General features: G+C 70.1%; 14 protein-coding genes. 7 read left to right on the forward strand and 7 right to left on the reverse strand.

Annotated elements, in window-relative coordinates; translation table 11 throughout:
- Positions 1–224 precede the first annotated feature (224 nt).
- From AC3EO4_RS53215 to AC3EO4_RS53240, 6 genes are all read right to left on the reverse strand, one after another.
- The gene (locus tag AC3EO4_RS53215; RefSeq protein WP_431904096.1) at positions 225–1,370 is read right to left on the reverse strand and encodes an acetyl-CoA C-acetyltransferase; all 1,146 of its coding nucleotides are present in this window, start codon (positions 1,368–1,370) and stop codon (positions 225–227) included.
- Between the two features lie 211 nt (positions 1,371–1,581).
- Positions 1,582–2,427, reverse strand: coding sequence for a carbohydrate ABC transporter permease (locus AC3EO4_RS53220; protein ID WP_379573070.1), 846 nt, complete (start codon positions 2,425–2,427; stop codon positions 1,582–1,584).
- Positions 2,427–3,311 carry a carbohydrate ABC transporter permease gene (locus tag AC3EO4_RS53225; protein ID WP_379573069.1) on the reverse strand — a complete coding sequence of 295 codons (885 nt, stop codon included), beginning with the start codon at positions 3,309–3,311 and terminating at the stop codon, positions 2,427–2,429. Before AC3EO4_RS53225 ends, AC3EO4_RS53220 begins: the two co-directional genes overlap by 1 nt.
- 62 nt (positions 3,312–3,373) lie before the next feature.
- Entirely contained in the window at positions 3,374–4,648 is a 1,275-nt protein-coding gene (locus AC3EO4_RS53230) for an extracellular solute-binding protein (protein ID WP_379573068.1), read from the reverse strand.
- A 274-nt stretch (positions 4,649–4,922) separates the two neighbouring features.
- Positions 4,923–6,788: an acyl-CoA dehydrogenase family protein gene (locus AC3EO4_RS53235; protein ID WP_431904101.1), complete on the reverse strand. Its 1,866-nt coding sequence runs from the start codon at positions 6,786–6,788 to the stop codon at positions 4,923–4,925.
- A gap of 631 nt (positions 6,789–7,419) precedes the next feature.
- Positions 7,420–8,154 (reverse strand): class I SAM-dependent methyltransferase, encoded by a 735-nt coding sequence (locus tag AC3EO4_RS53240; protein WP_379573066.1) that lies wholly within the window; start codon positions 8,152–8,154, stop codon positions 7,420–7,422.
- A 92-nt stretch (positions 8,155–8,246) separates the two neighbouring features.
- Here AC3EO4_RS53240 and AC3EO4_RS53245 point away from each other — a divergent pair, with 92 nt between their 5' ends.
- Both AC3EO4_RS53245 and AC3EO4_RS53250 read left to right on the forward strand, forming a co-directional pair.
- Complete coding sequence (locus tag AC3EO4_RS53245; protein ID WP_379573065.1) at positions 8,247–8,804, forward strand: RNA polymerase sigma factor; 558 nt, start codon at positions 8,247–8,249, stop codon at positions 8,802–8,804.
- The gene (locus AC3EO4_RS53250; RefSeq protein WP_431904105.1) at positions 8,791–9,654 is read left to right on the forward strand and encodes a hypothetical protein; all 864 of its coding nucleotides are present in this window, start codon (positions 8,791–8,793) and stop codon (positions 9,652–9,654) included. Before AC3EO4_RS53245 ends, AC3EO4_RS53250 begins: the two co-directional genes overlap by 14 nt.
- Here AC3EO4_RS53250 and AC3EO4_RS53255 read toward each other — a convergent pair.
- Positions 9,643–10,668, reverse strand: coding sequence for an adenosine deaminase (locus tag AC3EO4_RS53255; RefSeq protein ID WP_431904108.1), 1,026 nt, complete (start codon positions 10,666–10,668; stop codon positions 9,643–9,645). The genes AC3EO4_RS53250 and AC3EO4_RS53255 overlap by 12 nt on opposite strands.
- A gap of 62 nt (positions 10,669–10,730) precedes the next feature.
- Between AC3EO4_RS53255 and AC3EO4_RS53260 the strand changes: the two genes are divergently transcribed.
- From AC3EO4_RS53260 to AC3EO4_RS53280, 5 genes are read left to right on the forward strand one after another with little or no spacing between them, the layout of a single operon-like run.
- Positions 10,731–11,225: a SigE family RNA polymerase sigma factor gene (locus AC3EO4_RS53260; protein WP_431904110.1), complete on the forward strand. Its 495-nt coding sequence runs from the start codon at positions 10,731–10,733 to the stop codon at positions 11,223–11,225.
- Positions 11,222–12,127, forward strand: a complete 906-nt coding sequence (locus tag AC3EO4_RS53265; RefSeq protein ID WP_431904112.1) for a PASTA domain-containing protein — start codon at positions 11,222–11,224, stop codon at positions 12,125–12,127. The genes AC3EO4_RS53260 and AC3EO4_RS53265 overlap by 4 nt, the downstream gene beginning before the upstream one ends.
- Before the next feature lie 31 nt (positions 12,128–12,158).
- Positions 12,159–12,737 carry a hypothetical protein gene (locus AC3EO4_RS53270; protein WP_379573060.1) on the forward strand — a complete coding sequence of 193 codons (579 nt, stop codon included), beginning with the start codon at positions 12,159–12,161 and terminating at the stop codon, positions 12,735–12,737.
- A gap of 60 nt (positions 12,738–12,797) precedes the next feature.
- Positions 12,798–13,292: a SigE family RNA polymerase sigma factor gene (locus tag AC3EO4_RS53275; protein ID WP_379573059.1), complete on the forward strand. Its 495-nt coding sequence runs from the start codon at positions 12,798–12,800 to the stop codon at positions 13,290–13,292.
- Positions 13,285–15,465 (forward strand): hypothetical protein, encoded by a 2,181-nt coding sequence (locus tag AC3EO4_RS53280; protein WP_431904116.1) that lies wholly within the window; start codon positions 13,285–13,287, stop codon positions 15,463–15,465. Before AC3EO4_RS53275 ends, AC3EO4_RS53280 begins: the two co-directional genes overlap by 8 nt.
- The last annotated feature ends 9 nt before the right edge of the window (positions 15,466–15,474 follow it).

The raw sequence follows: 15,474 nt of genomic DNA on the forward strand, positions 1-15,474 counted from the left end.
CTCCCCGCTTCCCCCTTCCCCCCCCCCACGACCTTGAGACACCATCGGTTCCGGCCCGGCGGGCGGTGGCGCGAGGACGCGCCGTCTCGGGGGACACCTGGCGGTCGACGTTCGCGCCGTCTCGGGTGAGCGCCCCGCGGCGTGCAGAGGACGACGGGCGCCGGGCCGGTCACGACTGCGAGGGGAAGCCCGCCAGCGTCCCCATGGCCGGCCCGGCGGGTCTGTCAGAGGCGCTCGATGATCGTGACGTTGGCCTGGCCGCCGCCCTCGCACATCGTCTGCAGGCCGTACCGGCCGCCGGTGCGCTCGAGCTCGTGCAGCAGCTTGGTCATCAGGATCGCGCCGGTGCCTCCCAGGGGGTGTCCGAGGGCGATCGCGCCGCCGTTCGGGTTGACCTTGGCGGGGTCGGCGCCCAGCTCGCGCATCCACGCCAGCGGCACGGGCGCGAACGCCTCGTTGATCTCGGTGACGTCGATGTCGTCGATCGACATGCCGGCCTTCTTCAGCGCCTTCTGGGTGGCGGGAATGGGCGCGGTGAGCATGTAGACGGGGTCGTCGCCGGTGAGGGCGAGCTGGTGGATGCGGGCCCTCGGGGTCAGACCGTGATCGCGTACGGCCTGCTCCGAGGCGATGAGGAGCGCGCCGGAGCCGTCGGAGATCTGCGACGAGGTCGCCGCGGTGATCACACCGCCTTCCTTCAGCGTCTTGAGCCCCGCCATCTTCTCCAGCGTGGTGTCGGCGCGGGGGCCCTCGTCGTCCTCGACGCCGTTGACGGCGACGATCTGGTCCTTGAAGTAGCCGTTCGCGATGGCCTTGGCGGCGCGCTGGTGCGACTCGAAGGCGTACTTCTCCAGTTCCTCGCGGGTGAGGCCCCATTTCTCGCACATCAGCTCGGCGCCGCGGAACTGGGAGATCTCCTGCTTGCCGTACCGCTCGACCCACATGTCGCCGAACGGGAACGGCATGCCCTTCTCCAGCGCGGCCGTGATCGACGAGCCCATCGGGACGATGCTCATCGACTCGACGCCCGCCGCCACCACCAGGTCCTGGGTGCCGGACAGCACGCCCTGGGCGGCGAAGTGGATCGACTGCTGCGACGAGCCGCACTGGCGGTCGATGGTGACGCCCGCCGTGGTCTCCGGCAGCCCGGCGCTCAGCCAGGCGTTGCGGGCGATGTCCATGCTCTGGGGGCCGAACTGCATGACGCAGCCCATGATGACGTCCTCGACCGCCGCGGGGTCGACGCCTGTCCTGGCGATGAGCTCCTTCAGTGTGAGCGCGGCCAGGTCGGTGGGGTGGACGGTGGAAAGGCCGCCCTTCTTCTTACCGACGGGGGTGCGGACCGCCCCGACGATGTACGCCTCTGCCACTGTGCCTCCCGGGTCGAAACCGAGCAACATTCGGTCGTCAGTGAGAGGTTACAACAGAACCTTGCTCTGTGCCTGTGGCGGTCGCCTCACCGGTCACCGGAACCGAAGCGGCCGGCTGGGCGGGGCTGCCGTCGCCGAGCTCACGAGTCCCCAGGGAAGACGGCGCCGCCGCCCGCCGGAGGGTAGGGCGGGCGGCGGCTCGGGAGGGGGCCTACTTGATGGATCCGGCGGTCAGCCCGCCGACCACCTTGCGCTCGATCAGGGCGAACAGGATGATCACCGGGATGGTGGCGATCACCGAGCCGGCGAACAGGTTCTGCCAGTCCACCGAGTACTGCCCGATGAAGGAGTTCAGCGCCACCGTCAGCGGCTGGTTCTCCGGGCTGGTCGTCAGCGTCAGCGCGACAACGAACTCGTTCCACGCGGCGATGAACGTGAAGATCAGCGCGGTGATCACGCCGGGCATCGCCAGCGGCAGCGTGATCCTGAACAGCGCGCCGAAGCGCCCGTTCCCGTCCATGAACGCCGCCTCCTCCAGTTCCCTCGGGATGGAGGCGAAGTAGGCGTTGAGGATCCACACCGCGAACGCCAGGTTGAACCCGCCGTTGACCAGGATCAGCGACCACGTCGAGTCGACCAGGCCGAACTGGAAGAACTCCCGGTAGATGCCGACCAGCATCGCGGTCGGCTGGAACATCTGGGTGATCAGCACCAGGATCAGGAACGCCGTGCGCCCCCTGAAGTTGTGCCTGGCCGAGTAGTACGCGGCGGGCAGCGCCACCACCAGCACCAGCAGCGTCGAGCCGCCCGCCACCTTCAGCGTCACGAGCAGGTTGTCGGCCAGGCCGCCGGTCCAGAAGTTCAGCAGGTTCGACCACTCGAACGACGTCGGCAGGTAGGCCGCCTCCCGCAGGCTGCTCTGCGGCCGCAGCGCGGTGAGCAGCATGACCAGGTAGGGGAACAGGAAGATGAACGCGATCACGTACGCGGAGGCCGCGACGACCACCTTCTTGACCGACGGCATGGGGCCGCCCGTGACGGGACGCGAGTGGGCCATCACGCCACCTCCTGCTTCCACTTGGAGATCTTGAGGAAGATGGCGGTGAGGATGATCACCATGCCGAAGTTCACCACGGACATCGCGGCCGACTCGCCGATGTTCGAACCCTTGAGGATGAACATGAAGATGGTCGAGGTCGCGGTGGAGTAGCCGGGCTGGCCGTGGGTCATCGACCAGATGATCGGGAAGCTGTTGAAGACGTTCATCACGTTGATGAGCGCGGCGACGGTCAGCGCGGGGCGCAGCAGCGGGAGCGTGATCGACCAGTACGTCCTGAACTTGGAGGCGCCGTCCATCTTGGCCGCCTCGTAGACGTCCGACGGGATGGTGGCCAGACCGGCCAGCAGCGCGTAGGTGGTGAACGGCACGGACACGAACACCGCCACGAAGATCAGCCAGGGGAACGCGGTGGCGGCCTGCCCGAGCTGGTCGGCGTCGGCGCCGCCCATCGCGGGGATCAGCCCGAGGTCACGCCTGATCAGGTTGATGATCCCGACCTCGGGGTCGAGCATCCACTTGAAGATGATCGACGTCATGAGCACCGAGGCGGCCCACGGGGCGATGAGCGCCCACCGGGCGATCTTGCGGCCAGGGAACCTCTGGTTGAACAGCTGGGCCAGCGCCAGCGAGATGAGCACGGTGAACCCGACGACCGCGACGACCCAGACGAGGCTGCGGAACATCACGGGCCAGAAGTCGGTCTCGGCGAAGAGCTTGTCGTAGTTCTTGGTGCCGTTCCAGCCCCGGACGACGCCGAACCGGCTGACCTCCAGGAATGACGTCCGAACCATCTCGATGACCGGCCAGAGGACGACCAGGGCGATCAGCACCACCGCAGGCCCGACCCAAGCCAGGGGCTCCAGGACGCGCAACCTTTTCATAAGGAACCTTCCATGTGGGTACGGCCGGCGCGGTAGGCGCCGGCCGTACCGATCCCAGAGGATCAGCTGCCCTCGGCGACCTTCTGGATGTCGCCGAGCACCTTCGCCGGGTCGTCCTTGACGGCCCCGCCGATCGTCTGCTTGATCGTCGTGTTCACCTCGGACCACTTGGGGTCCTTGAAGGGGTAGAAGCTGGCGTTGGGCAGCGCGTCGAGGAAGGGCTTGAGCTTCTCGTCACCCGACAGCTTCTGGATGCCGCCGTTGGTGACGGGCAGCAGCTTGTAGTTGTCGACGATCTTCTGGGTGGCGTCACCGGTGTAGAAGAAGTCGAAGAACTTCTTGATCTCGGCGGCGTGGCCGTTCTTGTTGAACGCCATGATCCAGTCCATGACGCCCAGGGTGGTGTCGAGCGGACCGGTCTTGCCGGCGATCGGGGCGACGGCGTACTTGCCGCTCACGGCGCCCTTGTCGAAGATCGGGATGGACATGGGGCCGCCGTTGACCATGCCGACCTTGCCGGCGGCGAAGTCCTCCCAGACCGTCTTACGGTCCTTGGTGCCCGGGTTGGGGGTGGTGAGGCCCGCGTCGACCAGGCCCTTGACGTACTGGAAGGCCTCGACGTTCGCCGGGGAGTTGACCGTCCACTTGCCGGAGGCGTCGGTGTAGCCGCCGCCGTTGCCCAGCATCCACAGGAAGGACTCGGCCTGCGCCTCCTCCTGGCCCAGCGGGAGGCCGAACGGCTGGCTGACGCCGGCGGCCTTCAGCTTCTCCGCGGCGGCCTTGAGCTCGTCCCACGTCTTCGGCGGCTCGGCGATGCCGGCCTTCTCGAACAGCTCCTTGTTGTAGAAGAGCGCCCGAGCCGAGGAGACGAACGGGATGCCGTACGCGGTGCCGTCGACCTTCCCGAAGTCGGCGAACTTGGTGAGCATGTCCTTCGACACTTCCGGCGAGAGGACCTCGTCGGTCTTGTAGAGCAGCTGGTCCTTGACGAAGCCGGAGTAGTCGCCGGTCTGCAGGATGTCGGGCGCCTGGCCGTTCTGGACCATGGTGGCGACCTGCTTGTCGATGTCGTTCCAGGAGATGACCTGGACGTCGACCTTGATGTTGGGGTTGGCCGCCTGGAACCCGTCGACGACCGACTTCCAGAACTTCGTGCCGGCGTTGTCGGCCGTCGGGTTGTCGCCGTAGTCGGCCGCGACCATCTTCAGCGTGACCGGGCCGTCGGCCTGTCCTGTGGAGTCGCCGCCCGTCGCGGGCTGGGAGCCGCCCCCGCACGCGGACAGGACCAGCATGGTGGCAAGGCCGAGAGCGGCGCCGCCCACAAGCTTGATGTTCACCGTAGATACCGCCTTCTCGTCGGACGGGCGCGCTGGTCCGTACCAGCCACCTGACACCGCCCAGGGATTGGGGTGTGCGCGAGCCACCACTGCTCCACGCGTTTGCGTCAGAGTAAGCCCGTGTTCCGCAGCCGGTCTATACCGGTGGGTATCGGTTTGAAAACATCGAGGCCATCGAACGCCCCCAACCGGTCTAGACCGGATGGAGCAGGTGCGGCGTTATGACGAGCATCCTGCACATTTTTGAGTGAAACAAGCCCGTCGACATCACATATCAAGCACCGAGATGCCGCCGGACGTCCTCGTCACCTGATGGCGAGGCGATCAACGGGCCGTCGATGGACGGATCGAGCACCCCTTCCTCGAGGAAGGTGTACCGGCCGTCGAGCAGATACCGGGCCACCCTGGCGTCCTGCGCGTCGGTGTTTCGCCACAGCCGGTCGAACAGCGCGTCGACCCTGTCGGCCGCCTGACGGCAGAACGCGTCCGCCAGTTCCACAGGGCGGCGGCCGAGATCCCGCGAGTCCTCGTCCGCCCGCACGCAGACCGCGGTCATCGCGAACAGCTCGGCGCCGATGTCGACGACCCTGCCGAGGAAGGCCTGCTTGTGCTCCAGACCGCCCTGCCACCTCGACATCGCGTAGAAGGTCGACCTGGCCAGCTTGCGGCTACTGCGCTCCACCTGCCGCAGATGATGGGCCAGCGGGCCGAAGTCGGCGTAGGAGACGGGCAGCGTGCCGTGGCCCACCACCAGGCCGGGCAGCCACCTGGCGTAGAAGGCGCCGGCGCGCCGCAACGCCTTCGCCCTTTCCTGCCGGGAGGCGTCAGGGTCGATCAGCTCGCCCGCCACCGACAGGTGCGCGTCCACGGCCTCGCGCGCGATCAGCAACCGCATGATCTCCGACGAGCCCTCGAAGATCCGGTTGATGCGCAGGTCCCTGAGGATCTGCTCGGCCGGCACCCCCCTCTCGCCCCTCGCGGCCAGTGACTCCGCCGTCTCGTAACCGCGCCCGCCCCTGATCTGGACCAGTTCGTCACCCACCCGCCACGCCATCTCGGTGGCGAACAGCTTGGCCAGCGCGGCCTCGATCCTGATGTCGTTCGACTCGTCGTCGGCCAGCCTGCTCGACAGGTCCATGACCGCCTCCAGCGCGTAGGCGGTGGCCGCGATGAAGGCCAGCTTGGTCGCGACCGCCTCGTGCTCGCCGATCCTGCGCCCCCACTGCACCCGCGCGCCGCACCACTCCCGTGCGACCTTCACCGCCCACTTGGCGTTGCCCGCGCAGGTGGCGGGCAGCGACAGGCGACCGGTGTTCAGCGTCGTGAGCGCGATCTTCAGCCCTTCGCCCTCACGGCCGATCCTGTTACCGGCAGGAACGCGGACCCCGTCGAACCTGGTCACACCGTTCTCGATGCCGCGCAGACCCATGAACGCGTTGCGCCGCTGCACGGTGATGCCGGGCGAGCTCGCCTCCACCACGAAAGCGCTGATCTTCCCGCCCGTCCGCGCCATGACGACCAGCAGATCGGCGAGCACGCCGTTCGTCGTCCACAGCTTGACGCCGTCGAGCACGTACTCGTCGCCGTCGGGCGTCGCCGTCGTCGCCAGCCGCGCAGGATCGGACCCCACATCGGGCTCCGTCAGCAGGAACGCCGAGATCTCGCCGCGCGCGCAGCGCGGCAGGGACTCCCGCTTCTGCTCCTCCGTGCCGAACAGCCGCAGCGGCTGCGGCACCCCGATCGACTGGTGCGCCGACAGCAGCGCCGACAGCGCCGGAGAGTAGGAGCCGACGAGCATGAGCGCGCGGCTGTAGTAGAGGTGGGACAGGCCCAGGCCGCCGTACTCCTCCTCGATCGTGATCCCGAACGCGCCGAGGGTCGCCAGCCCCCTGATCACCTGGTCGGGCACCACCGCCGTCCGCTCGATCTCCGCGGGATCCACCCGGCTGTCGAGGAAACGCCGCAGTGCCCGGACGAAATCCTCGCCCTTCTTGGTGGCGGCTTCGTCGAGCGCGGGGATCGGATGCACCAGATCGAGCCTGAAGTCCCCGAGGAACAGCTGCCTGCCGAAGCTCGGCCGCTCCCACTCGGCCTGCCTGGCCTGCTCCGCGACCTCTCGCGCCTGCGCGTACTCGGTCATAACGGCCGCCCATCTCCGTTTACCGCTTTCTTCGGATTCTGATCCCACCCCCTACCCCTGACCACCCCCCGATCTCGCGTGCCCTCTCCCGCCGCGCGGCGTGCACGCGTTCTCCGCCCGGCGAGCGGCGCGAAGCCCACCCCGATCTCGGGACCGGCCGAGGCGGTGGCGTGCGGCTGTCAGCGAGGTCCGTACGGCATGCGGGGTGAAGCCCACCCTCCGCGCGGGGCCGGCGTCCCTCCAGGGAGACGCTCGACGAGCGTGCGGGGCAGGGGCGGCAGACGCGGGGGTCGCCGGCGTGGCGGCTTCGGGGCGAAGGAGCCGGCGTGGCGGCTTCGGTTCCAGGGGAGCGCGGAGTCCGGCGTCGAGAAGGTGGGCCTGGGCCTCAGACGAGCCGCCCGCGCCCGCACGCCACACCGTGGACCGGGCGACGTGACGGCGACCGGCCGGAGTCCTGCCGGCGCACGCGTGAGACGGACGGCCACCGAGTGACCCCGGTGGCCGTGGCGTGGCTTGCCGTACAGACGCGAACTCGCTGTACAGAAGCAGGCCTCGCGGTGGAGAAGCAGACGCGCTTCGCAGACGCAGAAGCAGAAGCAGAGGGGCTCCGTCGCGCGGAATCCGGCGAAGGTCAGGAGGGGACGCGGGCGACGCAGAAGACCGTCTGCCCGAAGGGCGGGCGGATGAAGCGCTCGATCAGGCGGGTCGCGGGCACCACGGTCCTGTCGTAGATCTTGACCAGGCGCGGGTCGGGGTAGCCGACGCCGCCGCGGCGGACGGCCGCCCACCAGGCGATGCCGCCCAGGAAGTTGATCGGCTTGAGCACGTCGATGTCGAGCCCCGCCTTGGCGACCGAGCTGCGCAGCGTCTTCGGCGTGTAGCGCTGGACGTGGCCGACCTTCTTGTCGAAGTCTCCGTAGAGCTGCATGTAGCCCGGCACCCAGATGATGATCCGGCCGCCCGGCTTGACGACGCGGGCCAGCGAGCGCAGCGCCTCGGCGTCCTCCTCGATGTGCTCGAGGACGTTCATCATCACGACGGTGTCGACCTTGTCCTCCATCGGAACGGCGTCCGGGAGCGCGAAGTGCAGCACGTCGATCTCGGAGCGGTCGGCGAAGCGCTTGCGCAGCTGCTCGACGCAGTAGGGGTCGAAGTCGCTCACCACGAGCCGGTCGAGGCGCGGCAGGAACTGCTCGGCGAAGTGGCCGAGACCGGAGCCGATCTCGAGCATCGAGCGGCCGACGTGGGGGGCGACCATGTCGAACTCGTACTGCCGGTAGTTCTTCGCCTCGTCGCCGCCGAGGTGGTTTTCCAGAGCCTCGTCGCCGGCGGCAGGTTGGACCACGCGGTCGTACCCAGATGACATAAGTCCGTTCCTCCATGGAAAGCCGGTCCGCCCGAGTCTAGTGCCCGGTCACAACTGGGAATCACGTTATGGACGGAAGCCGCGTTCATGCGGTGGAATCTCTCCTGCCCATGGACGACGACGAGGCGATAGCCCGCTCCCTCGCCGGCGACCTCGCCGCCTACGAGGCGCTGGTCGCCCGCTACAGCGCGCTCGCCCACCGCACCGCCGCCATGCTGGGCGCGGGCGACGAGGCCGAGGACGTGGTGCAGGAAGCGTTCGTGAAGGCGTTCAGGCACCTGGGTGGCTTCAGGAAGGACGCGCCGTTCCGTCCGTGGCTGCTGCGGATCGTCGCCAACGAGACGCACAACCTGACCCGTTCCCGCGGGCGCAGGTCGGAGCTGACGCTGCGGCTGGGGGCGCTCACCCCGGCCCAAGCGCCCGACGACCCCGAGGGCACGGCGATCGCCGACGACCGCAGGGCGCGGTTGCTGGCCGCGGTGCGGGAGCTGCCTGATCGGGAACGGGAAGCCGTGGTCTGCCGGTACTTCTTGCAGCTGTCGGAACAGGAGACGGCGCAGGTGCTCGACTGGCCGGTCGGCACGGTCAAGTCCAGGACGCATCGCGGTCTGGCCCGGCTGAGGGAGGAGGTGGGACGTGACCTCGCCTGACGACAAGCCTGATCTGGGCTCGCCGGAGGACGAGCACGGCGTGGGCTCGCCGGTCGACGACGGCCTCGAGGCCGAGCTCGTGGCGCTCGCCGACTTCCTCGACGTGCCCGCCGCTCCGCCGCCCGCCGACGTCGCGGCCGCCGTACGGGCCCGCCTCGAACAACCCGCCCCCGAGTCCGTGCCCGAGTCCGTGCCCGCGCCCGCGACCCCGCCTGCTCCCGGTGAGGGAGGCGGGTCGCGCGGCGATCACAGGCCGGCTCGGCGGCGACGGTGGGGGAGGTCCAGGTGGGGGCTGGTAGCCGCTGTCGTGGTCGCGGTCGTCGCGCTCACCGCGGCCACCCCGCAGGGCAGGGCGACCGTCGTCCACATCCTGCGTCTGGCCGGGATCGAGCTGCGCGTCGGAGAGAACGGCACGCCGCCCCCGTCTCCCGTGCCGCTGCCGGGAGAGCGGGACGTCACCCTCGACGACGCCCGGCGACTGGTGACGTTCCCGGTGAAGGTGCCCGGCGAGCTGGACGCCCCCGACCGCGTCACCGTCAGCGACGGCGCCAGGATCGTCTCCATGTTCTGGCCCGACGGCGTCAGGATCGACCAGTTCGAGGGCCTGGCGCCCTACTTCGTCAAGCAGCTAGGCGAACCGTGGCCCGACAACGTCCGTGTCGACGGCGCCGAAGGCTGGTGGATCGACCGCGAGCACGCGCTCAGCCGTGTCGACAGGAAGGACGGCACCGAGCTGCCGCTGCGCCTGGCCGGCCCGACGCTCGTCTGGTTCGACGGCGAGGTGGCCATCAGGCTCGAAGGGGTGAAGGACAAGCGGCGGGCGTTGGAGATCGCCGCCTCACTCCGGTGAGGTCAGCCAGTCGTCCACGCCCTGCAGCAGTTCCTTGCGCACCGGCTCAGGAGCGGTCGACGACCTGATCGACTGCCTGGCCAGCTCCGCCAGCTCGGCGTCGGAGAACCCGTAGACCTCCCTGGCCAGCTCGTACTGCGCGAGCAGCCGCGCGCCGAACAGCAGCGGGTCGTCGGCGCCCAGCGCGACCGGCACTCCGGCGTCGAACAGCCGCCGCAGCGGAACCTCTGACGCGTCGGCGACCACGCCGAGCCCCACGTTCGACGTCGGGCACACCTCGCAGCAGATCTGCCGGTCGGCCAGCCGTTCCATCAGCCGCGGCGACTCGGCCGCCCGCACGCCGTGGCCCACCCTGTCGGCGCCGAGGTCGTAGACGCACTCCTCGACGCTTTCGGGGCCCAGCAGCTCGCCGCCGTGCGGCACGGCGATCAGGTCAGCGCGCTTGGCGATCCTGAACGCGTGGTCGAAGTCGCGCGCCCGTCCGCGCCGCTCGTCGTTCGACAGGCCGAAGCCGACCACGCCTCTGCCCTGGTACTGGGTGGCGAGCCTGGCCAGCGTCCTGGCGTCGAGCGGGTGCCTGGTCCTGTTGGCCGCCACGATCGTCGCGATGCCGATCCTCGTCTCCTCGGCGGCCCTGTCGACGGCGTCGAGCATGAGCTCGAGCGTCGCGGTCAGCCCGCCGAACCTGGAGGCGAACCCCGAAGGGTCGACCTGGATCTCCAGCCAGCCCGAACCCTCCGCCGCCTCGTCCTCCGCCGCCTCGCGTACCAGTCGGTAGATGTCCTCCTCGCGGCGCAGTACCGACCTGGCGATGTCGTAGAGGCGCTGGAACCTGAACCAGCCCCGCTCGTCCGTCGCGTGGAGCTGGGGCGGCCAGTCCTCTTCCAGCGCGTCGGGCAGGTGCAGGCCCTGCTCCCTGGCCAGCTCGATCAGCGTCGAATGCCTCATCGAACCGGTGAAGTGCAGGTGCAGGTGGGCCTTGGGCAGCGCGGAGAGGGGACGTGGCATTTCCATATGGTGCCACTCAACCCGCCGGGGGGTTGACGCGTTGGGAGGGGCGAAAGGGGACCTCGCTGATGAAGGAAGAAGATGAGGCGGCTTTCGACGAATTCCTCGCCGCCCGGAGCACGTCCTTGCTGCGCACCGCGATCCTGGTCTGCGGCGCGACGCAGCACGACGCGGAGGACCTCGTCCAGCACGCCCTGGAGAAGGTCTACCGGCACTGGCCGCGCATCAGGCACGACAACCCCGACGCCTACGCGCGCAGGACCGTGGTGAACGCGGCCATCTCCGCCGCCCGCCGCCGCAAGGTCATCCAGGAGATCACGTTCTCCAGGCCGCCCGAGACCGAGGCGAGCACGCCCGATCTCGATCTGCGCGACACGCTCATCGCCGAGCTGCGCAGGCTGCCCGCGCGGATGCGGGCCGTCCTGGTGCTGCGCTACTGGGAGGACATGAGCGAGCACGCGACGGCCCAGCTGCTCGGCTGCTCGCTCGGCACGGTCAAGAGTCAGGCGGCGCGGGGGCTCGCCAGAATCCGCCAGAACATCAAGGAAGGAGTGCTCGTATGAAGGTGGAGGAGGCCCTGACGGACGCCATGGCCGCGAGCGTGGCCGAGGTCGAGGCGCCGCCCACGCTGGGCGGCGGCGTCCGCAGGAGGCACCGCGTCCACGTCCTCAGGTTCCGTACGGCGGGCGCGGCCCTGGCCGTCGCCGTCCTGGCCGCGGGGGCGCCCGTCTACCTGGCGGCGACCGCGGGACCCGAGGCCGCGGGGGTGACCAGCGGCACCTCGACCGTCCGGGTGGTGACCAAGGTGGCCGTCCCCGACGTGACGAACAAGACGTTCGCGGAGGCGCAGGCGGCCCTGCAGGCGGCCGGCCTGGTCGGGGAGAAGACGACAGGGGACGAGGACGTCTTCGGCCAGGATCCCAAGCCTGGCGTGGAAGTGGAGACGGGCTCCACCGTCAAGCTGTATCTGGTGGACAAGCCGCCCAACGCCCTCGGCGACCTCGGGGACGGCCGCGCGTTCGGCGGGATCACGCTCGGCTACCTGCCGGACGGCCTGGTGTGGGGGTCGTGGTCGAACAAGTGGCCAGGCCCCTCCGGCGGCACCTCCTACACCACGACCTTCGACGCGCCCGACACGCCCGCCGGCCACTACGGCATCCAGGTCTTCGTCCACGAGGGCGAGGTCGGCGAGCGGGTCGACGCCGCGATCAGGAACGAGAACGTCCAGACCGTGGACATCGGGGACAGGCGGGCCTACCTCTCGAGCGTCAGCGAGGGAGGCGATCACAGCAGGCTCGGTACTCAGCAGGGCGCGGAGCCCAGCACGCCGACCATCGGCTTCAGGCTCACCGACGACCTGGCCGTCGAGGTGGCGATGAACCCGGAGAGAGCCGAGAAGATCGGCATGGACGCGGTCGCCGCCGAGCTGAAGAAGATCGCCGAAGGCGTGCGCGCCTCGAAGTGACCATCATGGAGATGGTGGGCACTAAGGAGGTATGGCGCCTGACGAGTTAGTCGCCGACCGGGGCGGGGGACGGCGGGCCGCGCTCGCCCTCGCCGCCCTGGCGGCTACCGTTCTGACGATCTACGCCATCTTCTCCTCGGGCTTCGGGCGTGTCGCGCCGTCCGTCGACGCCGCCTCCGCTCCCACGATCGCCACCCCCGCCCCGCCGGACCCGACGGCGACCAGCCCCGGCATCACGGTGGTCGCCGACAACTTCTGGCTCACCTACCTGCCGCCGGGGCTCACCCGCACGGGCGGCGGCGCCGTCGAACCCGAGCCGGGCGTCGAGGGTGGCTGGGCCCGCTACGCCTCGGGCTCCACGTTCGTGGAGGTCCAGGTCGAGCACGGCACCGTCGCCGCCGACTGGGACACCTACCGCAGGCGCGCCACCGTCACCTCGCCCCGCGAGACCACGGTCCGCGGCAGACCGGCCGTCGTCGGCGGCCATCCGAGCGGCGGCATGATGATCGTCTGGCTGGAACGCACGGGCACGGGCGCGTGGATCCGCGTCAGCGACACCCTCGTGGAGTCCCTGATCCCGCTGGCGGCCTCCGTCCAGTCGCCCGCCTGATCCGGGCGAGGCAACCCTTTCGCGGGCCCAGACGTACACAGGGGACATGGAGACCACCGAGTGACCGCGTTCGCCGATTACGTGGCGGCGCGGGGCACCAGCCTCTTACGGCTCGCCTACCTCTCCTGCGGGTCGCACGAGGACGCGGAGGACGTCCTGCAGACCGCGCTGGAGCGCGCGTACCGAAACTGGCACCGCCTGCGCAAGGACGTCGACCCCGAGCCCTACGTCAGGCGCATCATCGTCAACACGGCGATCAACCGCGCCAGGCGCCGCGCCATCCTGCGCATCATCCCGACAGGCACGCTCCCCGAGGTGCCGGTCGCGGGCGCGGACTCGGGGGTCGAGCTGCGACAGGTCCTCGCCGACGGGTTGCGCCTGCTGCCGCCGAGGCAGCGCGCGGTCGTGGTGCTGCGCTACTGGGAGGACCTGACCGAGGCGCAGACGGCCGAGACCCTGGGGTGCTCGGTCGGCACGGTCAAGAGCCAGGCCGCCAAGGCGCTGGCCAAGCTGCGCGGCCTGATCGTCGTGGAGGAGGTGGCGAGCGATGTTTGAGAGCGAGCTGCGGCAGGCGATGGCCGAGGACAGCGCCCGCCTCGCCGCCGCACCTGGCCTCGTGGAGCAGGTGGTACGGCTCTCGCGGCGGCGCCGCCGTACCAGGCACGGGATCGTGGCGGTGGTGACCGCGCTCGCGCTGGCGCTGGCCGGCTGGGCGCTGGGTCTCAGGGACGAGCAGCGGGTGGCCACCACGCCCAGCACCACGGGCACGCTCGACGACGTCCAGGTCCGCCACCTGCCTCCTGGCCTGGGCGAGCCCGTCCAGGGCAGGTCGGGCGAAGGCGAGCTGCTGGCGGGCACGCTGACCTGGAGCGCGGGCGCCGACATGGTGCGGGTCAGCAGGTACGGCGAGACCGGCGACCTCGACACGCCGGGGCTGATGGCCGGAGGGCGGCGGACGTCCACGCGGGGCAGGGAGGCCAGGATCTCCGCCGACGGCACGGACCTGGTGTGGACCGAACGGCAGGGCGTGCTCCTCAGGGTGACGGTCGGCGGGAACCTCGCCGCCGAGACGCGCATGATCGCCGAGGAACTGCTGATGACCGATCCCACTGGACCGGCGGGCGGTGTCGTGGAAGGCATGCGCGTCTCCTACCTTCCGCCCCGCGTCCACCTGGAGGGCGTCATGACGAGGAGCGACGGGGAGACGGCGAAGACGTGGACCGGCGCGGGCGACAGGCGGGTCACGCTGATCAGCGTCAGGGGCCAGCACGCGGCCTCACTGAAGGAGCTCGCCGCCTGGAGCGCCGGAGACTGGGGCGACGGCATCAGGACGACCGTCAACGGGAAGCCGGGCTACAGGGACGGGCAGGGAAGCCTGATGGTCGGCCATGGACGGCTGTGGCTGCAGGAGCCGGGGCTCGGGTTCGTCCTGAAGGTGAGCGACAACCTGGAGCCCGAGATCGACCGCATCACCGAAGGAATCAGCCCCGTCCCGGCCTCGCGTGATCTCCCTGCGAGCTTCGAGGGCCTCACGGTCACCCACCTGCCACCGGGGTTCTCGGCGGGCGCGGACGGCGGTCTCGACGGTCTCGGCAGGTGGTGGAACAGGGCGGGCAGCTGGATCTCGATCGAGGTGGTCAGGGGAGAGCGGGCACGCACCGTGAAGCGCCTGTCCGAGGTGTCGTGGGGCACCGACGAGCGCTTCCTGGACCTGACCGGGACGATCGTGGACGGGCATCGCGCGCTCACGGGCAGGGTCGTGGGCGCCGGCGGCGCCCCCAAGGGCCGGATGTCGCTGTGGACGGTCAGACCGGGCTACGGCGTCCGCGTCCACGTGAGCGACGACCTGGCCAACGACCTCATGGCGGTGGCGAAGGGCATCCGCGTGGCAGGCGTGGAGCGACAGGGCGAGCGCGAGGTGGACGGGATCAGGATCGACCCCCTCGGCATGACGCGCGTGTCCACCACGGCGGGCCTCGCCGAGTACTCGACCTCCACCACGGGGTTGTGGCGTGCGGGAGGCGACGAGCTCCGCGTCGAGGTCCACCGGGGCCGCCTCGACACGGAGGACTGGGTAGAGGGGCGGCTCGGCGTGCGCGTGGCAGGCACCGCGCGGGTGGGCCCTGGAGACAGGATCCGCGCGGTCGTGCCGGGAGGCAGGCGCGAGGTGTGGCGGGTCGACGAGGGACTAGCCGTCGTCGTGACCGCGAGCCGCGACATCGACCGGGCGATGAAGGGCCTGCGGGTGCCGCGGACCGGGTCCGTGCCGCGCATGCCTGAGCGCGACCCGAGCATGGAGCCGGTCAACGGGACCGCCTGCGACGGGCGATCGGCCACCCTGCCGCCATCGGGGGAGGCGCTGCCGGGACGGCAGGCCGTGCGGGGCGTCCAGGTCGCGGGGCGCTCCGAGGAGACGCCCTTGACGGAGTCGTACCCGTTGGGCGCGTCGTTCTCCGCCTTCGACGGGATCGTCACGAAGGGACGGGTCTACGGCTACACCTGGACCAGACCGGGCACCTCGGACCGCCTGTCGGTGGGCGTGGTGTGCGGGGTCGGGGCGCTGGACGGCATGGTGGAGGGCGCCGAGCCCGCCGTTCTGCGCGGCAGACCCGCCGTCACCTGGTCACGCGGCGGCTCCACCTACGCCATGTGGCTGGAACGGCCAGGCGTGGCGGTGTTCGGCGGCGGCAACGGCGAGGACGGGTTCCCGCAGCTCGACGTGTGGTGATCACGGGAG

The organism is Nonomuraea sp. bgisy101 (genome assembly GCF_057708945.1).

Bases quoted from the DNA above. Each gene is read 5' to 3' on its own strand.
- AC3EO4_RS53240 (WP_379573066.1), bottom strand. From the start codon at position 8,154: ATGTCATCTGGGTACGACCGCGTGGTCCAACCTGCCGCCGGCGACGAG.
- AC3EO4_RS53235 (WP_431904101.1), bottom strand. From the start codon at position 6,788: ATGACCGAGTACGCGCAGGCGCGAGAGGTCGCGGAGCAGGCCAGGCAG.
- AC3EO4_RS53255 (WP_431904108.1), bottom strand. From the start codon at position 10,668: ATGGAAATGCCACGTCCCCTCTCCGCGCTGCCCAAGGCCCACCTGCAC.
- AC3EO4_RS53280 (WP_431904116.1), top strand. From the start codon at position 13,285: ATGTTTGAGAGCGAGCTGCGGCAGGCGATGGCCGAGGACAGCGCCCGC.
- AC3EO4_RS53225 (WP_379573069.1), bottom strand. From the start codon at position 3,311: ATGAAAAGGTTGCGCGTCCTGGAGCCCCTGGCTTGGGTCGGGCCTGCG.
- AC3EO4_RS53270 (WP_379573060.1), top strand. From the start codon at position 12,159: ATGGCGCCTGACGAGTTAGTCGCCGACCGGGGCGGGGGACGGCGGGCC.
- AC3EO4_RS53265 (WP_431904112.1), top strand. From the start codon at position 11,222: ATGAAGGTGGAGGAGGCCCTGACGGACGCCATGGCCGCGAGCGTGGCC.
- AC3EO4_RS53220 (WP_379573070.1), bottom strand. From the start codon at position 2,427: ATGGCCCACTCGCGTCCCGTCACGGGCGGCCCCATGCCGTCGGTCAAG.
- AC3EO4_RS53260 (WP_431904110.1), top strand. From the start codon at position 10,731: ATGAAGGAAGAAGATGAGGCGGCTTTCGACGAATTCCTCGCCGCCCGG.